At 69.0% G+C, this 14,439-nt stretch carries 18 protein-coding genes and 1 pseudogene; 8 read left to right on the forward strand and 11 right to left on the reverse strand.

The window, feature by feature from the left end; translation table 11 throughout:
• Positions 1–19: 19 nt before the first annotated feature.
• Positions 20–211 (reverse strand): annotated as a pseudogene (locus tag VV02_RS27455) (DUF1990 family protein); the annotation flags it as partial.
• 237 nt (positions 212–448) lie between these two features.
• On the reverse strand, positions 449–1,024 hold the full coding sequence (locus VV02_RS16675) for an HhH-GPD-type base excision DNA repair protein (RefSeq protein WP_052597146.1): 576 nt from the start codon (positions 1,022–1,024) through the stop codon (positions 449–451).
• A 40-nt stretch (positions 1,025–1,064) separates the two neighbouring features.
• On the opposite strand from VV02_RS16675, the gene VV02_RS16680 reads away from it, so the two are divergent.
• A complete protein-coding gene (locus VV02_RS16680) occupies positions 1,065–1,823 on the forward strand; it encodes a class I SAM-dependent methyltransferase (protein WP_052593269.1) in 759 nt (252 codons plus the stop codon).
• Positions 1,824–1,842: 19 nt separating this feature from the next.
• Here the strand turns inward: VV02_RS16680 and VV02_RS16685 are convergent, their stop codons facing one another.
• Positions 1,843–2,259: a hypothetical protein gene (locus VV02_RS16685; RefSeq protein ID WP_052593271.1), complete on the reverse strand. Its 417-nt coding sequence runs from the start codon at positions 2,257–2,259 to the stop codon at positions 1,843–1,845.
• Positions 2,260–2,381: 122 nt separating this feature from the next.
• On the opposite strand from VV02_RS16685, the gene VV02_RS16690 reads away from it, so the two are divergent.
• Positions 2,382–3,389 carry a GlxA family transcriptional regulator gene (locus tag VV02_RS16690; protein ID WP_052593273.1) on the forward strand — a complete coding sequence of 336 codons (1,008 nt, stop codon included), beginning with the start codon at positions 2,382–2,384 and terminating at the stop codon, positions 3,387–3,389.
• On the opposite strand, the gene VV02_RS16695 is transcribed toward VV02_RS16690, so the two are convergent.
• Positions 3,351–5,474 (reverse strand): DNA gyrase/topoisomerase IV subunit B, encoded by a 2,124-nt coding sequence (locus VV02_RS16695; RefSeq protein WP_157063431.1) that lies wholly within the window; start codon positions 5,472–5,474, stop codon positions 3,351–3,353. The two genes, VV02_RS16690 and VV02_RS16695, sit on opposite strands and share 39 nt — an antisense overlap.
• Before the next feature lie 367 nt (positions 5,475–5,841).
• Between VV02_RS16695 and VV02_RS16700 the strand changes: the two genes are divergently transcribed.
• Both VV02_RS16700 and VV02_RS16705 read left to right on the forward strand, forming a co-directional pair.
• Positions 5,842–6,066, forward strand: a complete 225-nt coding sequence (locus tag VV02_RS16700; protein WP_052597150.1) for a DUF7455 domain-containing protein — start codon at positions 5,842–5,844, stop codon at positions 6,064–6,066.
• Positions 6,067–6,161: 95 nt separating this feature from the next.
• Entirely contained in the window at positions 6,162–6,644 is a 483-nt protein-coding gene (locus tag VV02_RS16705) for a DUF456 domain-containing protein (protein WP_052593275.1), read from the forward strand.
• A 9-nt stretch (positions 6,645–6,653) separates the two neighbouring features.
• On the opposite strand, the gene VV02_RS16710 is transcribed toward VV02_RS16705, so the two are convergent.
• From VV02_RS16710 to VV02_RS16720, 3 genes are all read right to left on the reverse strand, one after another.
• Positions 6,654–7,070 (reverse strand): DUF3040 domain-containing protein, encoded by a 417-nt coding sequence (locus VV02_RS16710; protein WP_245633114.1) that lies wholly within the window; start codon positions 7,068–7,070, stop codon positions 6,654–6,656.
• Positions 7,071–7,303: 233 nt separating this feature from the next.
• Positions 7,304–7,786, reverse strand: coding sequence for an SAV_6107 family HEPN domain-containing protein (locus tag VV02_RS16715; RefSeq protein WP_169787710.1), 483 nt, complete (start codon positions 7,784–7,786; stop codon positions 7,304–7,306).
• Positions 7,787–7,815: 29 nt separating this feature from the next.
• Positions 7,816–8,160: a DUF6504 family protein gene (locus tag VV02_RS16720; RefSeq protein ID WP_052593277.1), complete on the reverse strand. Its 345-nt coding sequence runs from the start codon at positions 8,158–8,160 to the stop codon at positions 7,816–7,818.
• 145 nt (positions 8,161–8,305) lie between these two features.
• Between VV02_RS16720 and VV02_RS16725 the strand changes: the two genes are divergently transcribed.
• Complete coding sequence (locus VV02_RS16725; RefSeq protein ID WP_083450236.1) at positions 8,306–8,866, forward strand: YbaK/EbsC family protein; 561 nt, start codon at positions 8,306–8,308, stop codon at positions 8,864–8,866.
• An 8-nt stretch (positions 8,867–8,874) separates the two neighbouring features.
• Here the strand turns inward: VV02_RS16725 and VV02_RS16730 are convergent, their stop codons facing one another.
• Positions 8,875–9,777 carry a methylenetetrahydrofolate reductase gene (locus VV02_RS16730; protein ID WP_052593279.1) on the reverse strand — a complete coding sequence of 301 codons (903 nt, stop codon included), beginning with the start codon at positions 9,775–9,777 and terminating at the stop codon, positions 8,875–8,877.
• Between the two features lie 64 nt (positions 9,778–9,841).
• Here VV02_RS16730 and VV02_RS16735 point away from each other — a divergent pair, with 64 nt between their 5' ends.
• The 3 genes from VV02_RS16735 to VV02_RS16745 are packed head-to-tail and all read left to right on the forward strand — an operon-like array spanning position 9,842 to position 13,354.
• Positions 9,842–10,927 carry a polyprenyl synthetase family protein gene (locus tag VV02_RS16735; protein ID WP_052593282.1) on the forward strand — a complete coding sequence of 362 codons (1,086 nt, stop codon included), beginning with the start codon at positions 9,842–9,844 and terminating at the stop codon, positions 10,925–10,927.
• The gene (locus VV02_RS16740; protein WP_052593284.1) at positions 10,924–12,429 is read left to right on the forward strand and encodes a phytoene desaturase family protein; all 1,506 of its coding nucleotides are present in this window, start codon (positions 10,924–10,926) and stop codon (positions 12,427–12,429) included. The genes VV02_RS16735 and VV02_RS16740 overlap by 4 nt, the downstream gene beginning before the upstream one ends.
• Positions 12,430–12,436: 7 nt before the next feature.
• Entirely contained in the window at positions 12,437–13,354 is a 918-nt protein-coding gene (locus VV02_RS16745; RefSeq protein WP_083450568.1) for a phytoene/squalene synthase family protein, read from the forward strand.
• Here VV02_RS16745 and VV02_RS16750 read toward each other — a convergent pair.
• The 3 genes from VV02_RS16750 to VV02_RS16760 are packed head-to-tail and all read right to left on the reverse strand — an operon-like array spanning position 13,236 to position 14,345.
• The gene (locus tag VV02_RS16750; RefSeq protein ID WP_052593286.1) at positions 13,236–13,634 is read right to left on the reverse strand and encodes a lycopene cyclase domain-containing protein; all 399 of its coding nucleotides are present in this window, start codon (positions 13,632–13,634) and stop codon (positions 13,236–13,238) included. The two genes, VV02_RS16745 and VV02_RS16750, sit on opposite strands and share 119 nt — an antisense overlap.
• Positions 13,631–13,960 (reverse strand): lycopene cyclase domain-containing protein, encoded by a 330-nt coding sequence (locus VV02_RS16755; protein ID WP_052593288.1) that lies wholly within the window; start codon positions 13,958–13,960, stop codon positions 13,631–13,633. Before VV02_RS16755 ends, VV02_RS16750 begins: the two co-directional genes overlap by 4 nt.
• 1 nt (position 13,961) lies before the next feature.
• On the reverse strand, positions 13,962–14,345 hold the full coding sequence (locus VV02_RS16760; RefSeq protein WP_083450237.1) for an Rv2175c family DNA-binding protein: 384 nt from the start codon (positions 14,343–14,345) through the stop codon (positions 13,962–13,964).
• Positions 14,346–14,439 lie beyond the last annotated feature (94 nt).

The raw sequence follows: 14,439 nt of genomic DNA on the forward strand, positions 1-14,439 counted from the left end.
GCCGTCCGAGCGTCGCCAGTCACTGATGCGGGAGGCGGTCGAGGGCGCGAAGGTAACGGGACGTCACCAGCCGCTGAACACCATGCGTGATCGGTCCGCCGACGCGGGCAAGTATCGAGCTCGGCCGCGACGACGCGGCCACCGTGAAAGTGACGCCCCGCTCCGTCCGCTCCGGCAGGAAGAGCTCCTCACCCGATTCCGGATGACCGACAAGCGTGCCGCGATGGCTCGACGCGTAGCCCGGCCGCTTCGTGCACGCGCCACGACATCAGTGCCTCAGCCGCCGCCGTCAGGTCGCCGGACCCGATCGGACGTGGCCTGCGAAACGTGCGCCGATCAGGAAGGCCGGGCCACTCTCCGACCACACGTTCGTACGACAGAGGCAGCGACCTCAACCGGTCAGCATCAACAGAGGTCAGCGGGCGGATCACAGATGGGTGTAGTGCAGTCAGGCTTGAGCAGCCTTAGCCGCGGCCTTGGCGGCCTTCTTGAAGTTGCGGACCTTCTGCAACGACTCCTCATCGACCACATCAGCGACGGAGCGGAAGCTGCCGTCCTCGGCGTACGGCCCAATGGCCTCACGCCAGCCGTCGTGCTGCACACCCAGCTGCTTGGCCAGCAACGACGCGAAGATCTTCGCTTTCTGCTCACCAAAACCGGGCAGCGCCTTGAGCCGCTTGAGCAGCTCCGCTGTCGCGGAGGCGGTGGACCAGATCCGCGAGGCATCACCGTCGTACTCATCGCGCACGACCGTGGCTAGCTGCTGCACGCGGCCGCCCATCGACCGGCCATACCGGTGCACCGCAGGCGGCATCGCACACAGATCGGCGAACGCCTCCGGATCCGCCGCCGCGATCTTGCCCGGATCGATCGAGCCGAACCGTTCGACGATCTTGGCCGGACCACGGAACGCGTGCTCCATCGGGAACTGCTGGTCCAGCAGCATCCCGACGAGCAGCCCGAACGGGTCGGTCGAGAGGATGTCGTCTGCCGCGGGATCCTGGGCGATCTTCAACCTGGCCATGACGGCAGCGTACGACGGCCCGCGGGCGTAACGTCGGCAGATGAGCTTCGAGGTGCCGGCGGATGCGTACGGGCGGTTCATGGGTCGCTACTCCGAGCCGCTCGCGGTCGAGTTCGCGCGGTGGGCCGACATCCAGCCCGGCCAGACGGCGGTGGACGTCGGCGCCGGGACCGGTGCGTTGACGGCCGTGCTGGTCGATCGGCTCGGTGTCGATGCCGTGGCCGCGATCGATCCGTCTCCCCCGTTCCGAACCGCGCTCCAGGAGCGCTTTCCGGCTCTCGAGGTCCGAGAAGGCGGCGCCGAGCAGCTGCCCTTCGCGGACGATTCCTTCGACCATGCGGTCGCCCAGCTGGTCGTGCAGTTCATGGACGACCCGACGGCCGGTCTGACCGAGATGGCGCGCGTCACCCGCCCCGGCGGCTGGGTCACGACCTGTGTCTGGGACCTCGGCACTCCCCGCAGCCCGCTCACTGTGATCTGGCAGGCCGCGCACGACATCGACCCCAGCGCCTCGGACGAGACGGGCCGGGTGGGCGTGCACGACGGCGATCTCGTCACGGTGTCGGTCGCGGCCGGCCTGGCGGACGTCCAGCAGGCCGAGCTGTCGGTCACGGTCACGCACCCGGACTTCGAGGAGTGGTGGGAGCCCTACACATTCGGCGTCGGGCCGGCCGGCGCGTACGTCGCGTCGCTGTCTGCCGAGCACCGCGACGCGCTGCGCGACCGGTGCCGCGAGCTGCTGCCCTCGGGATCGTTCCCGATCACGGCGGTCGCCTGGTCGGCACGCGGCCGAGCCTGACGGACCAGACGAGTCATGGTCAGTGATGACCGGCGTACTCCTCGCGCCGCCAGAGCATCACCGCGAGCATCAGCGGGACCATCGCGATGTGTCCGACCATCATCAGGCCGTGACCGCTCAGGACACCCGCCCAGATCAACGGGAAGAGCAGCACAGGCGCGAACATCGCCGCGCACATCTCGGCCGTGCTGCGCCAGCTGTGGCCGCGCCACCGCATCAGCACTGCCATGCCGACGGACATGTCGAACGCCATGAGCAGGTACGCGAGCTCGGGCTGGGTGTCGTACGACGCACGCAGGCCGACTGCCGCCCGCGCCATCCCGAGCACCGCCATCCCGACGAACATCGCAACGACCATCTCGAGGAGGTGCCGGGCGAGATGACGCCACCCGGCGTGCAGGTGCGCCTGATCTGAAGAGGTGATGGTGGAAGTCATGTCTCGAGCGTCCAGCGTGGCCGCCCTCCCGCCAACGCTCCAGGACCATCAGGTCGGGAAACTTGGGATACGTGTCTGACGGACACGCGGCGCAAAGCCGCCGACGGTCGTACGTTGGGCTCATGAGCGAGATCAGGCAGGTCATCGTCGTCGGCTATCCCGCTGCCGAGCTGCTCGACATCGCCTGCATCACCTCCGCGTTGCAGATCGCCAACTGGCTGCACGGATCAGCGCTGTACGACATCAAGCTCGCCACCCGCGGCGGCCGCGCGATCGAGTGCGCCTCCGGCCTCACGGTGCAGGCGCAGGCCCGGCTGGAGAGCGTGCGCGGACCGCTGGACACCGTGATCATCTCCGGTGGCATCGGGCACGAGGACGCGGCGGACGACCGTCATCTCGTCGCGCACGTACGCCGCCTGGCCCGTGAGAGCCGGCGCGTCGCCTCGGTGTGCACGGGGGCGGCCGTGCTGGCGGCGACCGGTCTGGTGGACGGACGCCGCGTCGCGACGCACTGGCACCACGTGCCCACGATCGCGGCGGACTACCCCGCCGTGAACTTCGATCCCGGCCCGATCTACATCCGCGACGACCAGTTCGCCACGTCCGCGGGGGTCACGGCCGCGCTCGACCTGACCCTGGCGTTCATCGAGGAGGACGCCGGCGCCGATCTTGCCCGGAGCGTGGCGCGGCAGCTGGTCACCTATCTCCAGCGCCCCGGCAACCAGGCGCAGATGAGCATGTTCACCGCGCCTCCGGCAGCGCTGCACACGCTGGTGCAGCGGACCGTCGACCACATCGCCGCACACCTCGACGCGGACCTGTCAGCCGCGGCGCTCGCCGCCCGAGCGGGCATCAGCGAACGCCACCTGACGCGGCTGTTCTTGCGCGAGGTCGAACACACACCAGGCCGGTTCGTCCGTCGCGCGCGCACCGAGGCGGCCGCCCAGCTGCTGGTGACGACATCGCTGACGATGGGCGCGATCGCGAGCCGTTGTGGCTTCGGCACGGCAGAGACCCTGCGCCAGGCGTTCCTGGCGCACTACGGGGTCTCGCCCTCGCACTACCGCCTGACCCAGTCGCTGGCCGTCGGCTCAGGCGTCGATGCGCTCCCGGTCCAGGTCTCCGGCTGAGGAGATGATGAAGTCCTTGCGAGGCGCCACGTCACTGCCCATGAGCAGGTCGAAGACTCCCTCGGAGGCTTCCGCGTCGGCCATGGTGACCCGGCGCAGCGTGCGGTGCCGTGGATCCATCGTGGTCTCGGCCAGCTGGTGGGCATCCATCTCACCGAGGCCCTTGTAGCGCTGCATCGGCTGCTTGATCGTGCGCCCCTTCTTTTGCAGGGCCGTCACTGTCTTGCGCATCTCCTGCTCGGAGTAGGTGTAGATCCGCTCCCCCTTGGCCCGTCCGCTGGCGCTCGTCTCGATGCGGTGCAGCGGCGGGACAGCGGCGTAGACCCGCCCGGCCTCGACGAGCGGACGCATGTAGCGGAAGAACAGCGTGAGCAGGAGGGTGCGGATATGCGCGCCGTCGACATCGGCGTCCGTCATCAGGATGACCTTGCCGTAGCGGGCCATGTCGAGGTCGAACGACCGGCCCGAGCCGGCGCCGACGACCTGGATGATCGCGGCGCACTCGGCGTTCTTGAGCATGTCGCCGACGGAAGCCTTCTGGACATTGAGAATCTTGCCGCGAATCGGCAGCAGCGCCTGGAAGTCGGAGCTGCGGGCGTCCTTGGCCGTGCCGAGGGCGCTGTCGCCCTCGACGATGAACAGCTCGGTGCGGTCGGTCTCGGTGCTGCGGCAGTCCTTGAGCTTGCCCGGCAGCGAAGAGGACTCCAGCGCGGTCTTGCGGCGCTGCGTCTCCTTGTGCTGACGTGCCGAGATCCGCGACTTCATCTCGGCGACGACCTTTTCGAGCAGCTGGGCCGACTGCGCCTTGTCATCGCGCTTGGTCGAGGTCAGCCGCGTGTTGAGCTCGCCCTCGACCACTTTGGCGACGATCGCGCGTACGGCAGCGGTGCCGAGCACCTCCTTGGTCTGGCCCTCGAACTGAGGCTCCGCGAGCCGCACCGTTACGACCGCGGTCAGTCCGGCGAGGATGTCGTCCTTCTCGACCTTGTCACCGCCGACCTTGAGTCGCCGGGAGTTGACCTCCAGCTGCTTGCGGAAGACCTTCATCAGGGCCTGCTCGAAGCCGCTCAGGTGGGTGCCGCCCTTGGGCGTGGAGATGATGTTGACGAAGGACCGCACGTGGGTGTCGTAGCCGTTGCCCCAGCGCACGGCGATGTCGACGTCGCACTCCCGCTCGACATCCGTCGGCGTCATGTGCCCCTTGCTGTCCAGCACGGGCACCGTCTCGGTGAAGGTGCCGGAGCCCTGCAGCCGCCACACATCGGTCAGCGCCGGGTCGGCGGCCAGGAACTCGGCGAACTCGCTGATGCCGCCGTCGTGCTCGAAGACCTCTTCGTGGGGACCGTCGGCCGCCGGCGTGTCCGGCAGTCCGCGCTCATCACGGATGACCAGCGTCAGACCCGGGATCAAGAACGAGGTCTGGCGGGCGCGGCCAACGAGTCCTTCGTAGTCGAAGCCGGCGCCCTTGAGGAAGATCTGGTGGTCAGCCCAGTAACGGATCCGGGTGCCCGTGACACCGCGCTTCGCCTTGCCGACGACCCGCAGCTCGCTGGTGTTGGTGAACGGCTCGAACGGGTTGTCAGGACTCGGCTCACCCTTGCCGTCGTCGAAGAGGCCGGGCTCGCCACGCCGGAAGCTCATGGCGTAGGTCTTGCCGGCGCGGTCGACCTCGACGTCCAACCGCGAGGAGAGCGCGTTGACGACCGACGCGCCCACTCCATGCAGGCCGCCCGAGGCGGTGTAGGAGCCGCCGCCGAACTTGCCACCCGCGTGCAGCTTGGTGAAGACCACCTCGACGCCGGTCAGACCGGTGCGCGGCTCGATGTCGACCGGGATGCCGGCGCCACGGTCAGCCACCGCGACGGATCCGTCGGCGTGGAGCGTGACGCCCACATGGTCACCACGGCCCTGAAGTGCCTCATCGACCGCGTTGTCGATGATCTCCCAGACGCAGTGCATGAGACCGCGCGTGTCGGTCGTACCGATGTACATGCCCGGCCGCTTGCGGACCGCCTCCAGCCCTTCGAGGACCTGGAGATGCCGCGCGGTGTAGTCGGCCGGTCGCGTCGTGGTGGTGATGGCCACAGATGGTGCTCCTGCAGAGGGTGAGCCAGCGAGCTGGCCGGCGCGGGTACGCCGCTTCGCAGGCTATCTGCTGCCCACGACGGGCCGTCGCAGGCGCTCCGTACGCCCCCGTGGCGTTCCGCTGGCAGCGAACGTGACCCGCGGAGCAACGCCCAGATCTGCCCACCGGAAACAGGATGACGTACGCCACACCCTGAGAATGTCAAGCACGGGAATCCCGTGCCGTGCTTCACTGTTGGCACTTCCGAGACGACAAAGACCGGCTCGATGCAACGCATCGGACTTCTGATTCGTCTAGGAAGTACGGCCCCTCCGGGGGGCTTTGACCGCGTTGGTGCTTCGGCACCAGGACGAGAGGATGGCAGACATGACGACCGCTCTTGCCCCCACCACCCTGACCCTGACCGATCGCTGCGACCGTTGTGGCGCTCAGGCTTTCATTCGGGCACGCCTCACCGGTGGCAGCGAGCTGCTCTTCTGCGCCCATCACGGGCGTGAGCACCTCGACAAGCTGCGCGCCATCGCCGAAGAGGTCGTCGACGAGACTGACCGCCTGCACGAGACCCGTGAGGCTGCCCCTCAGGAGGCCTGACCCGCGGCCCGGTCCCCGCCATCGTCCAGAACCCCCACGCGCTTGTCGCGTGGGGGTTCTGTCATGGGTGCTGCTGACCGCTAGGTTTCGTGCCCATGGAGCTTGTCACCGTCGTCGCTGCCCTGATGATCGCGACCGGGATCGTCGGACTGGTCGTCCCCGTCCTCCCCGGACTGCTCGTCACGGTCGCCGGCGTCCTGCTGTGGACCCTCGACCGCGGCGACCGCACCGCTTGGATCGTCTTCGCGATCTGTGCCGTCATCGCCCTCGCGGGGTGGACGGTGCAGTACGTCGTGCCCTCACGGCGGATGCGAGCGGCAGGGGTGCCGACCACGACCTTGCTGTTCGGCGCGGTCTGCGGCATCGCAGGATTCTTCGTGATCCCGGTGGTCGGGTTGTTCGTCGGGTTCCCGCTCGGCGTCTATCTTGCGGAGCACCTGCGGCTGCGCAACGCGACCGCCGCATGGGGCGCCACCAAGGTGGCGCTCAAGGGGGTGCTGCTCAGCATCGGGATCGAGCTGGCCGCCGCGTGCCTGGTGGCCGCGACCTGGGTCGTCGGCCTGCTCATCACGCGCTGAGCCGAGCTGCTACCAGCCGTCCTGGCCGCGTCTGCGGTCCCAACGCTGCTCGATGCGCTCCATGAAGGTGCCGCTCGAGCTGCGCTTCTTGGGCTTGCTCTGCTCCTGGTGGAGGGTGACCTGACCGTCGTCACCCACTGAGCCGAGCGTCCGCTTGTGCCCTGGCGTCACGGCGTATCCCCCGCCCGCAACCATGACTGCGAAGCCGATGCCACCAAGCCAGATCTGCTGGCTGACGACGCCGAGCACCACCAGTCCGAGACCCACGACCAGCACCAGGCCGCCGATGATCATCCGACGTCGAGTGCGTTGCCGGGATGGATCACCCACCATGTGGGAGGCGAACTTGGGGTCCTCGTCGTAGAGGGCCTGCTCCATCTGGTCGAGCAAATGCTGCTCGTGCTCGGAGAGCGGCAACTTTGACACCTCCCACGGTCCGCGCGCTGTCGCGACGGTGTGCTCCTCTGGCCAGGCTCTGGCTGAAGGGCCTGGCCGCGTGATGGTCAGGATAGGTCTCCAGAATACGCCGCGGTAGCCAGCGGTGGGAAACACTCCGGTCTCTTCTGCAGATCGACATGTTTCTCCGGGTCGCTCACGTGCGGCATGAACACAGACCCGCCCTGTCAACGTGCGACGTGACGTGAAGGTGCCAATACTTCTCATGGACGCAGCAACGGCGTCATTCCGGTGGAAACCGGCGCCTGCACCGGGAGTCCGAGGATGGCCAGCACCAGTTCGAGGAAGGTCTCCGCCTGTCGGACGAGGTCATCGGCGTCTCGGCTGCTGACCTCGAGGCTGCCGCGTTCGATCGCCTGACGACGCCGCCCCGAGTCGGCGAAGAAGGCGGCCCACTCGGTCAGCTCGGGCGCCACGCGGGGCACGGTCTCCCAGACGCTGCGCGGCCGTGACCGGCTCCCGGCCTGGCCCCGTGCGGCGAGCAACGCCGCAGCAGCGCGCAGCGCACCGAGATGGGCCAGCATGAATCGTTCGCCGGCGCCCTGGGCGTGGCAGGCGGAGCGAAGACCGGTGCGGGCCCGGTCGACCAGGTCCAGAACGGCTCCGGCGACCGGCGCCGGCAAAGGCGCTGCAGAGTCGCGCTCGCGTCGGCGTGTCGTGGTGGTGCGGGTGGGCGAGGTGCTCATGAGTCCTCCGGGTGTCGCGGTCGAGGTGTCTAGTCGGCGACGCGGATGAGCGTCCAGGTCGGGCGCAGATGTCCGGCCAACGGCGGCGGCGGGACGCAAGCGAGGTCGTAGGTGGCCGTGCCGAGCGCCCGACCGGGGCTGGCCTCGACTCGCCACACCCGGTGGTCTCCCCGCTCCGGCACGGCCCCGACCGGCGGGTCCGGTTGAACGGTCGAACGCCACCAGGGCACGCGCTCGGACCAGCTGTTGAGCACTTGGCGGACCACATAGAGACGTCCGTGCCAGACGAACATCGACGGCGCTGCACGATCGCCGGTGCTCACGTCGCCTCGATCAGGAAGCCGCACCTCGATCTCGTCCTGACAGCACATCATCGCCAGTCCCCTCTCCGTCGTCGGAGCTCGTCATATTCGAACACGTGTTCGAACCATTGAAGAGTACCTCCCCCTGCTGACGCCACGTCAACCACAGAGGCCGCAAATCCCGACATCCAGGCGGTCCTGCCGCTACCGTCCTGCCATGTCAGAGCAGCCGCCCCTCGCGGCGGACCCTTCGTCTGGCCCGACCCTGCCGCCGACCACCGACAGCCGCCTGCTCACCCGGCACCCGGGCGTGCTCCGGGTCCGCGCCGCTCTGCAGGAACAAGGCGCGACGGGACGGATGCTGGCCTTCGACCAGCCCGTGCGGACCGCAGCCGCCGCAGCAGAGGCGCTCGGAGTCCAGGTCGGACAGATCGCGAGCTCGTTGTTGTTCGAGGCGCACCATCTGGACGGCACGTCCCGTCCTCTTCTCGTCCTCACCTCGGGCGCGCACCGTGTCGACCTGGTCAAGCTGAGTGAGGTGCTCGACCTCGACCACGTCGCACTGCTGGACGCCGAAGCTGTCCGCGCGTGCACCGGCTTCGCCATCGGCGGGGTCGCACCGGTCGGTCATGGGACGGTGCTCGACACGGTCGTCGACGTCGCGCTGAGTCGGTACGACGAGGTGTGGGCCGCCGGTGGCCATCCGCGCACGGTGTTCGCCACGACCTACGAGGAGCTGCTGCGGATCACGGCCGGGCAGGCCGCCGAGGTGGCCTGAGCCCAGGCTCAGTGCAGGTTGTCGAAGACCTCGAGCGTCGCCGTCGAGCGGTTCATGGTGATGAAGTGGATCCCCGGGGCACCCTCGTCGCGCAGCCGTGCCGCGTGCTCGGTCGCAATGGCGATGCCTTCCGCGCGGACAGCGTCCACGTCGTCCTTGACGGCCTCGAGCCGGCGGGTGACCTCATCCGCGAGCGGCTGACCGTTGAGCGCTGTCATCCGCTGCAGCTGGCCATAGCGGGTGACCGGCATCAGCCCCGGCACGATCGGCAGCTCACGTCCACGCGCCACGACCATGTCCCGCAACCGCAGGTAAGCGTCGACATCGGTGACCATCTGGGTGATGGCGAACTCCGCGCCGGCGTCCGCCTTGCGCACCAGGGCCTCCGCGTCCTCCTCCAGCGTCTTGGACTCGGGGTGCTTGTCCGGGAAGGCAGCCACGCCCACGGTGAAGCGGCCCAGCGATCGCACCAGCGACACCAGGGCATCGGCGTGGTCCAGGCCCTCGGGGTGGGCAACCCACTCCGCATCCAGTCCGCCTGCCGGGTCGCCCCGCAGGGCGAGGACGTTGGAGATGCCAGCAGCGGCGTACTCCCCGATGATCTGTCGCAGCTCGCTGACCGACGATCCGACGCAGGTGAGATGGGCCATCGGGACCAGAGTCGTCTCGCGGGCGATCCGGCCGGTGATCCGCACGGTCCGGTCGCGGGTCGAGCCGCCCGCACCGTAGGTCACCGACACGAAGGACGGCCGGATCCGCTCGATCCGTCGGATCGACTCCCAGAGCACCGCCTCGGAGGCGTCATCCTTGGGAGGGAAGAACTCGAAGCTGTACGCCGTGCCCTCATGAGCCAGCATCTGCGGGATCGAGGTGGCAGCAGACTGAACCTGGCGACCTGCACTAACAGACATGCCGAGATCGTAGACATAATTCGGGCACGTACGCTCGACTCGACACCTGACGGAAGGACCTTCGTTGCCCAGCCCCCTGGACGTCGACTCACTGCGCCCGCGCGTGCAGGCTGCCGTCGACACCCAGCTGAAGGCCCAGCAGCAGGTGCTGGCCCCTGTCGGCCCCGCCACCGACCATCTGCTGGCCGCGGCGATCGACCTGCTCAGCGGCGGCAAGCGGTTGCGCGCTGCCTTCTTCTACTGGGGATACCGCGCGGTCGGCGGCCCCGACAGCGAGGCGCTGGTCCGCGCCGCAGCGGCCATGGAGATGTTCCAGGCCGCCGCCCTCATCCATGACGACGTGATGGACGACAGTGACACCCGTCGCGGCCGTCCCGCCGTGCACCGCCGGATGGCGATGCTCCACGAGGAACGCGGCTGGCAGGGCAGCGCAGACCGTTTCGGTGCGGCCGGCGCGATCCTCGCCGGCGACCTGTGCCTGACCTGGACCGATGAGATGTACGCCACAAGTGGGCTCCCCGCCCACGAGCTGGCGCGCGGCCGGTCCACCTTCGACAGCATGCGCATCCAGCTGATGGGCGGCCAGTTCCTCGATGTTCTCGAGGCGGCCCTGGGCTGGGACGGCGCGACCACCCAGGAGCGCATCGAACGTGCCCGCCACGTTGCCCGCGTCAAGAGCGCCCGCTACACCGTCGAGCAGCCCCTGCTCATCGGTGCGCTCTGCGCAGGAGCCGAGGACGACGTCGTCGCAGCGCTGTCGGACTACGGCGTGGCGCTCGGTGAGGCGTTCCAGCTGCGCGACGACCTGCTCGGCGTCTTCGGCGATCCGGAGGCCACCGGCAAGCCCGCCGGCGACGACCTGCGCGAGGGCAAGCGGACCGTGCTGATCGCGTACGCGCTCGACGGGCTCTCGCCCGCGGACACCGACCGCTTCGAGGACGCCTTCGGGCAACCGGACCTGTCCGACCAGGACATCATCTGGCTGCGCGAGACGATCGTCGCTCAGGGCGCGGTCGACCAGGTCGAAGAGCTGATCACCGATCTCGCGGACTCCGCACGAGAGGCCCTGTCCCGGGCCCCTGGGCTCGACCCGCACGCCCGTGCCGTGCTCCAGGACCTCGTCGAGATCTCCACTGCCCGCTCCTCGTGAGCTCGGGACCGGCCGCACCGGTCGGCTCGGTCGCCGTGATCGGCGCTGGGCTGGCCGGGCTTTCGGCGGCCATGCACCTGCGCGCCGCAGGTGTCCACGTGACCGTGCTGGAAGCGGCTGCCGCGCCGGGCGGCCGGGCGGCGCGTACGAACCGGGCCGGGTTCTCCCTCGACGTCGGCCCGACCGTCATCACGCTGCCCGACGTCCTCGCTGACTGCTTCGCCGCGCTGGGCGAAGAGCTCTCCGACCACCTGCGGCTGCTGCCGGTCGACCCCGCCTACGTCGCACGGATGCACGACGGCTCAACTCTCGCGCTGACCACGGATGTCGAGGTGATGGCCGAGCGGGTTCGCGCGTTCTCCGGGCCACGCGACGCCGACGGCTACCTGCGCCTGGTGGCGCACCTGCGCGCGATCTACCGTGCCGAGCTCCCTCACTTCATCGACCGCAACCTCGACTCCCCGCTGTCACTCGTGAACCGACCGCTGCTGGACATCGTTCGGCTACGGGGGTTCTCGCGTCTCGCGAAGGTCATGGCGAGCTTCTTCGAGGACGAGCGGCTGCGGCGTGCGTTCGGCTTCCAAGCGATGTACGCCGGAGTCGCGCCCTCGTCCGCGCTGGGTCTGTTCGCCGTCATCACCGCGATGGATCTCATCGAGGGCGTGGTCTATCCGGTCGGTGGCATCAACGCGGTGCCGACGGCGATGGCCACCGCCCTCGAGAGTCATGGCGTCGAGATCCGTTATGGCACAACCGTTTCGTCGGTGCGCGAGGACACACGAGACGTGCTGGTGACCGACGCCGACGGCCGCTCCGACCGCTACGACTCGGTCGTGCTGACGTGCGAACCCGAAGCAGCAGCAACGCTTCTCGGCGACCACACCAGTCGGACGCTGAGGCGCCGACGACAGATGTCGCCCAGCTGCGTGGTGCTCGCCGCCGGCGTCGACCATCGCCTGCCGGTCGAGGCGCATCACACGATCCACCTCGGCCGCGCCTGGGACGAAGTGTTCGTCGATCTCGCCGAAGGTCGCCCGATGCGGGACCCTTCGTTCCTCGTCTCGGTGCCTACGCGTACGGACCCGTCGATCGCACCGGCCGGCGGAGATGTCCTCTATGCGCTGTTCCCCACGCCGCACCTGCGCCACCAGCACCCCCTCGACTGGCGACGGCTCCGCGCGCCTTATCGCGAGCACATGCTTCATCACCTGGCCGCAGCCGGCATGGGTGATCTGAGCGGGTCGTTCGAGGTCGAGGAGCTGATCACACCTGACGACTGGCGCCGTCGTGGATTCGCTGACGGGACACCGCTGTCCGCGGCTCACACGTTCATGCAGACCGGGCCGTTCCGCACCCCCAACCGCCTCAGCTCACGGCTCGTGCTGGCCGGCTCGGGCACGACTCCAGGCATCGGGGTGCCCATGGTGCTGATCAGTGGTCGCCTCGCGGCCGAGCGTCTCGTCGGCCGTGACCCTTCCTATCGCTCACGCGCCTGGCGCTGAACCCGACATGTCCGCACCAGGTCTCGAGGCGGCGTACGCCTGCTGCCGTGCGATCCATCGCCGATACGGCCGGACGTTCTACCTGGCGACCCGACTGCTGCCCCGCGACCGCCGACCGCATGTCCACGCGCTGTACGCCTTCGCGAGGGTCGCCGACGAGATGGTCGACTCCCCTGCCGCACAAAGGGATTCGGGTGCAACGTTCCTCGTGTGGAGTGCCACGGCAACCGAGACCTTGCGCGCGTCCAGCCCTCCGGATGCCGCTGACGAGCCCGTCCTCGCCGCCACGTGGCACACCCTGCGCACCTTCGATCTCGACCCGAGACTGATCGAGGAGTTCCTCCGCTCGATGGCGATGGACCTGAGCGTCGCGCGCTACGCCACGTGGGACGACCTGCGCGACTACATGCGCGGAAGTGCAGCCGTCATCGGCGAGATGATGGCGCCCGTCCTCGGCGCGCACACCGATGCGGCGCGTCTGCACGCCGGACTCCTCGGAGAGGCGTTCCAGCTCACCAACTTCGTGCGGGACGTGGCCGAGGATCACGAGCGGGGCCGGATCTACCTGCCCCAGGCCGACCTGACTCGACACGGCGTCACCGACCTCGACATCGCCGAAGCCGCGCGCACCACGGTGCCGAGCGACGGCGTACGACGTCTGATCGCCTTCGAGATCGCCCGCGCCCGGTCGCTCTACGAGCTGGCCTCCCCGGGTGTGGCTGAGGTCGACTGGTGGGCGCGACCGTGCCTGCGCGTCGCGACCCGGCTCTACGCCGGCATTCTCGACGAGGTCGAGGCTCTGGACCTCAACGTGTTCGCCGACCGCGCGGTCGTCCCTCGCTCGCGTCGCCTGCGGGCTGTGGCGACGGCGTGGCGTCACCTGCCCCACGAGAACGACCCAGCCGAACCCAGACCGCACAGCTGAGGAGTACGAGCGCGAAGCCGAAGCCGAGGTCCTCGACGGGTGCGTAGACGATGCGTCCATGACCGAGCAGCACCGGCGTGCTGTCGCCCACGATCCGGCCCGGGTCGTACTGCACGATGCGTCGCCCGGTCAGCCAGCCGTTGGTGAGCAGCTGAAAGACCACGATCACGGCGTAGGCGAGCCACCACGCCCTGCTCCTGACGAGCTGGGTGCGCAGAACCCAGAGGTCCACGGCCACGGCCACCGGTACGGCGATCGCGGCCAGCAGCGTGTAGGTCATAGCCGTCGGCGGTCCCGAGCCCGTACGAGCACCGTCTGCACGGCCTCGTAGGTGAGGATCGCGGCCAGCGGGATCACGACGAAGAACCCGACCTCCTCGAGAGGGATGCCGAGCACGCGCGCGGGCAACGTCTGAGCGGAGTCGAACCGCCAGTGTCCGGCGTGAGTCGCGAGCAGGTCCCAGACCAGGAACGGCCCGGCTGCGAGGACGAGGGTCAGGAGCAGCCGTCGCCACCGGCGCAGGACACCGAGGTGGAACCAGCGATCCAACGGCAGCGTTCCGAGCAGGCAGAACGCCAGCATCCCGGCGTAGGTCAGGTGGCGCACGTCAGAACGCCAGCTCCTGGGCGCGCTTGCGCACCTCGGCCCGACGGCCGGCGCGCAGCATGTCGACCGGCGAGCCGTCGATGGGAAGGGTGTCGTCCGGCGTGAACAGCCACGTCAACGACTCTTCCTTGGTCAGACCTGCGTCGCGCAGCACGGTGATCGTGCCCGGCAGCGTGGGCAGCACCGCCCCGTCCTGGACGAACGCCGCCGGCACCGCGATCACGAGCCGCTCGCCCACCCGATGCGCGAGTACCTGCCGGTCGTCGATCAGCTGCCGTGTCGCCTTCAGCGGCAGGCCGAGCGCCTCCGCCAGATCGGGTACGGGAAGCCAGTCCCCCACCAAGTTCTCAAGGGTCCGGTCCACAGGCTCGCTCGCGTCACTCACGCAGGTCAGCCTGCCAGAGATCCCAACACGCTCTGGGCGCGCCTGCGTGCTGGACGAACCGTTCCCCATTAGCGTTCACACAGGCCACACCTGT

The organism is Luteipulveratus mongoliensis, assembly GCF_001190945.1.
Lineage (GTDB): Bacteria > Actinomycetota > Actinomycetes > Actinomycetales > Dermatophilaceae > Luteipulveratus > Luteipulveratus mongoliensis.

Bases quoted from the DNA above. Each gene is read 5' to 3' on its own strand.
- VV02_RS16675 (WP_052597146.1), bottom strand. From the start codon at position 1,024: ATGGCCAGGTTGAAGATCGCCCAGGATCCCGCGGCAGACGACATCCTC.
- VV02_RS16680 (WP_052593269.1), top strand. From the start codon at position 1,065: ATGAGCTTCGAGGTGCCGGCGGATGCGTACGGGCGGTTCATGGGTCGC.
- VV02_RS16685 (WP_052593271.1), bottom strand. From the start codon at position 2,259: ATGACTTCCACCATCACCTCTTCAGATCAGGCGCACCTGCACGCCGGG.
- VV02_RS16690 (WP_052593273.1), top strand. From the start codon at position 2,382: ATGAGCGAGATCAGGCAGGTCATCGTCGTCGGCTATCCCGCTGCCGAG.
- VV02_RS16700 (WP_052597150.1), top strand. From the start codon at position 5,842: ATGACGACCGCTCTTGCCCCCACCACCCTGACCCTGACCGATCGCTGC.
- VV02_RS16705 (WP_052593275.1), top strand. From the start codon at position 6,162: ATGGAGCTTGTCACCGTCGTCGCTGCCCTGATGATCGCGACCGGGATC.
- VV02_RS16715 (WP_169787710.1), bottom strand. From the start codon at position 7,786: ATGAGCACCTCGCCCACCCGCACCACCACGACACGCCGACGCGAGCGC.
- VV02_RS16720 (WP_052593277.1), bottom strand. From the start codon at position 8,160: ATGATGTGCTGTCAGGACGAGATCGAGGTGCGGCTTCCTGATCGAGGC.
- VV02_RS16725 (WP_083450236.1), top strand. From the start codon at position 8,306: ATGTCAGAGCAGCCGCCCCTCGCGGCGGACCCTTCGTCTGGCCCGACC.
- VV02_RS16730 (WP_052593279.1), bottom strand. From the start codon at position 9,777: ATGTCTGTTAGTGCAGGTCGCCAGGTTCAGTCTGCTGCCACCTCGATC.
- VV02_RS16745 (WP_083450568.1), top strand. From the start codon at position 12,437: ATGTCCGCACCAGGTCTCGAGGCGGCGTACGCCTGCTGCCGTGCGATC.
- VV02_RS16750 (WP_052593286.1), bottom strand. From the start codon at position 13,634: ATGACCTACACGCTGCTGGCCGCGATCGCCGTACCGGTGGCCGTGGCC.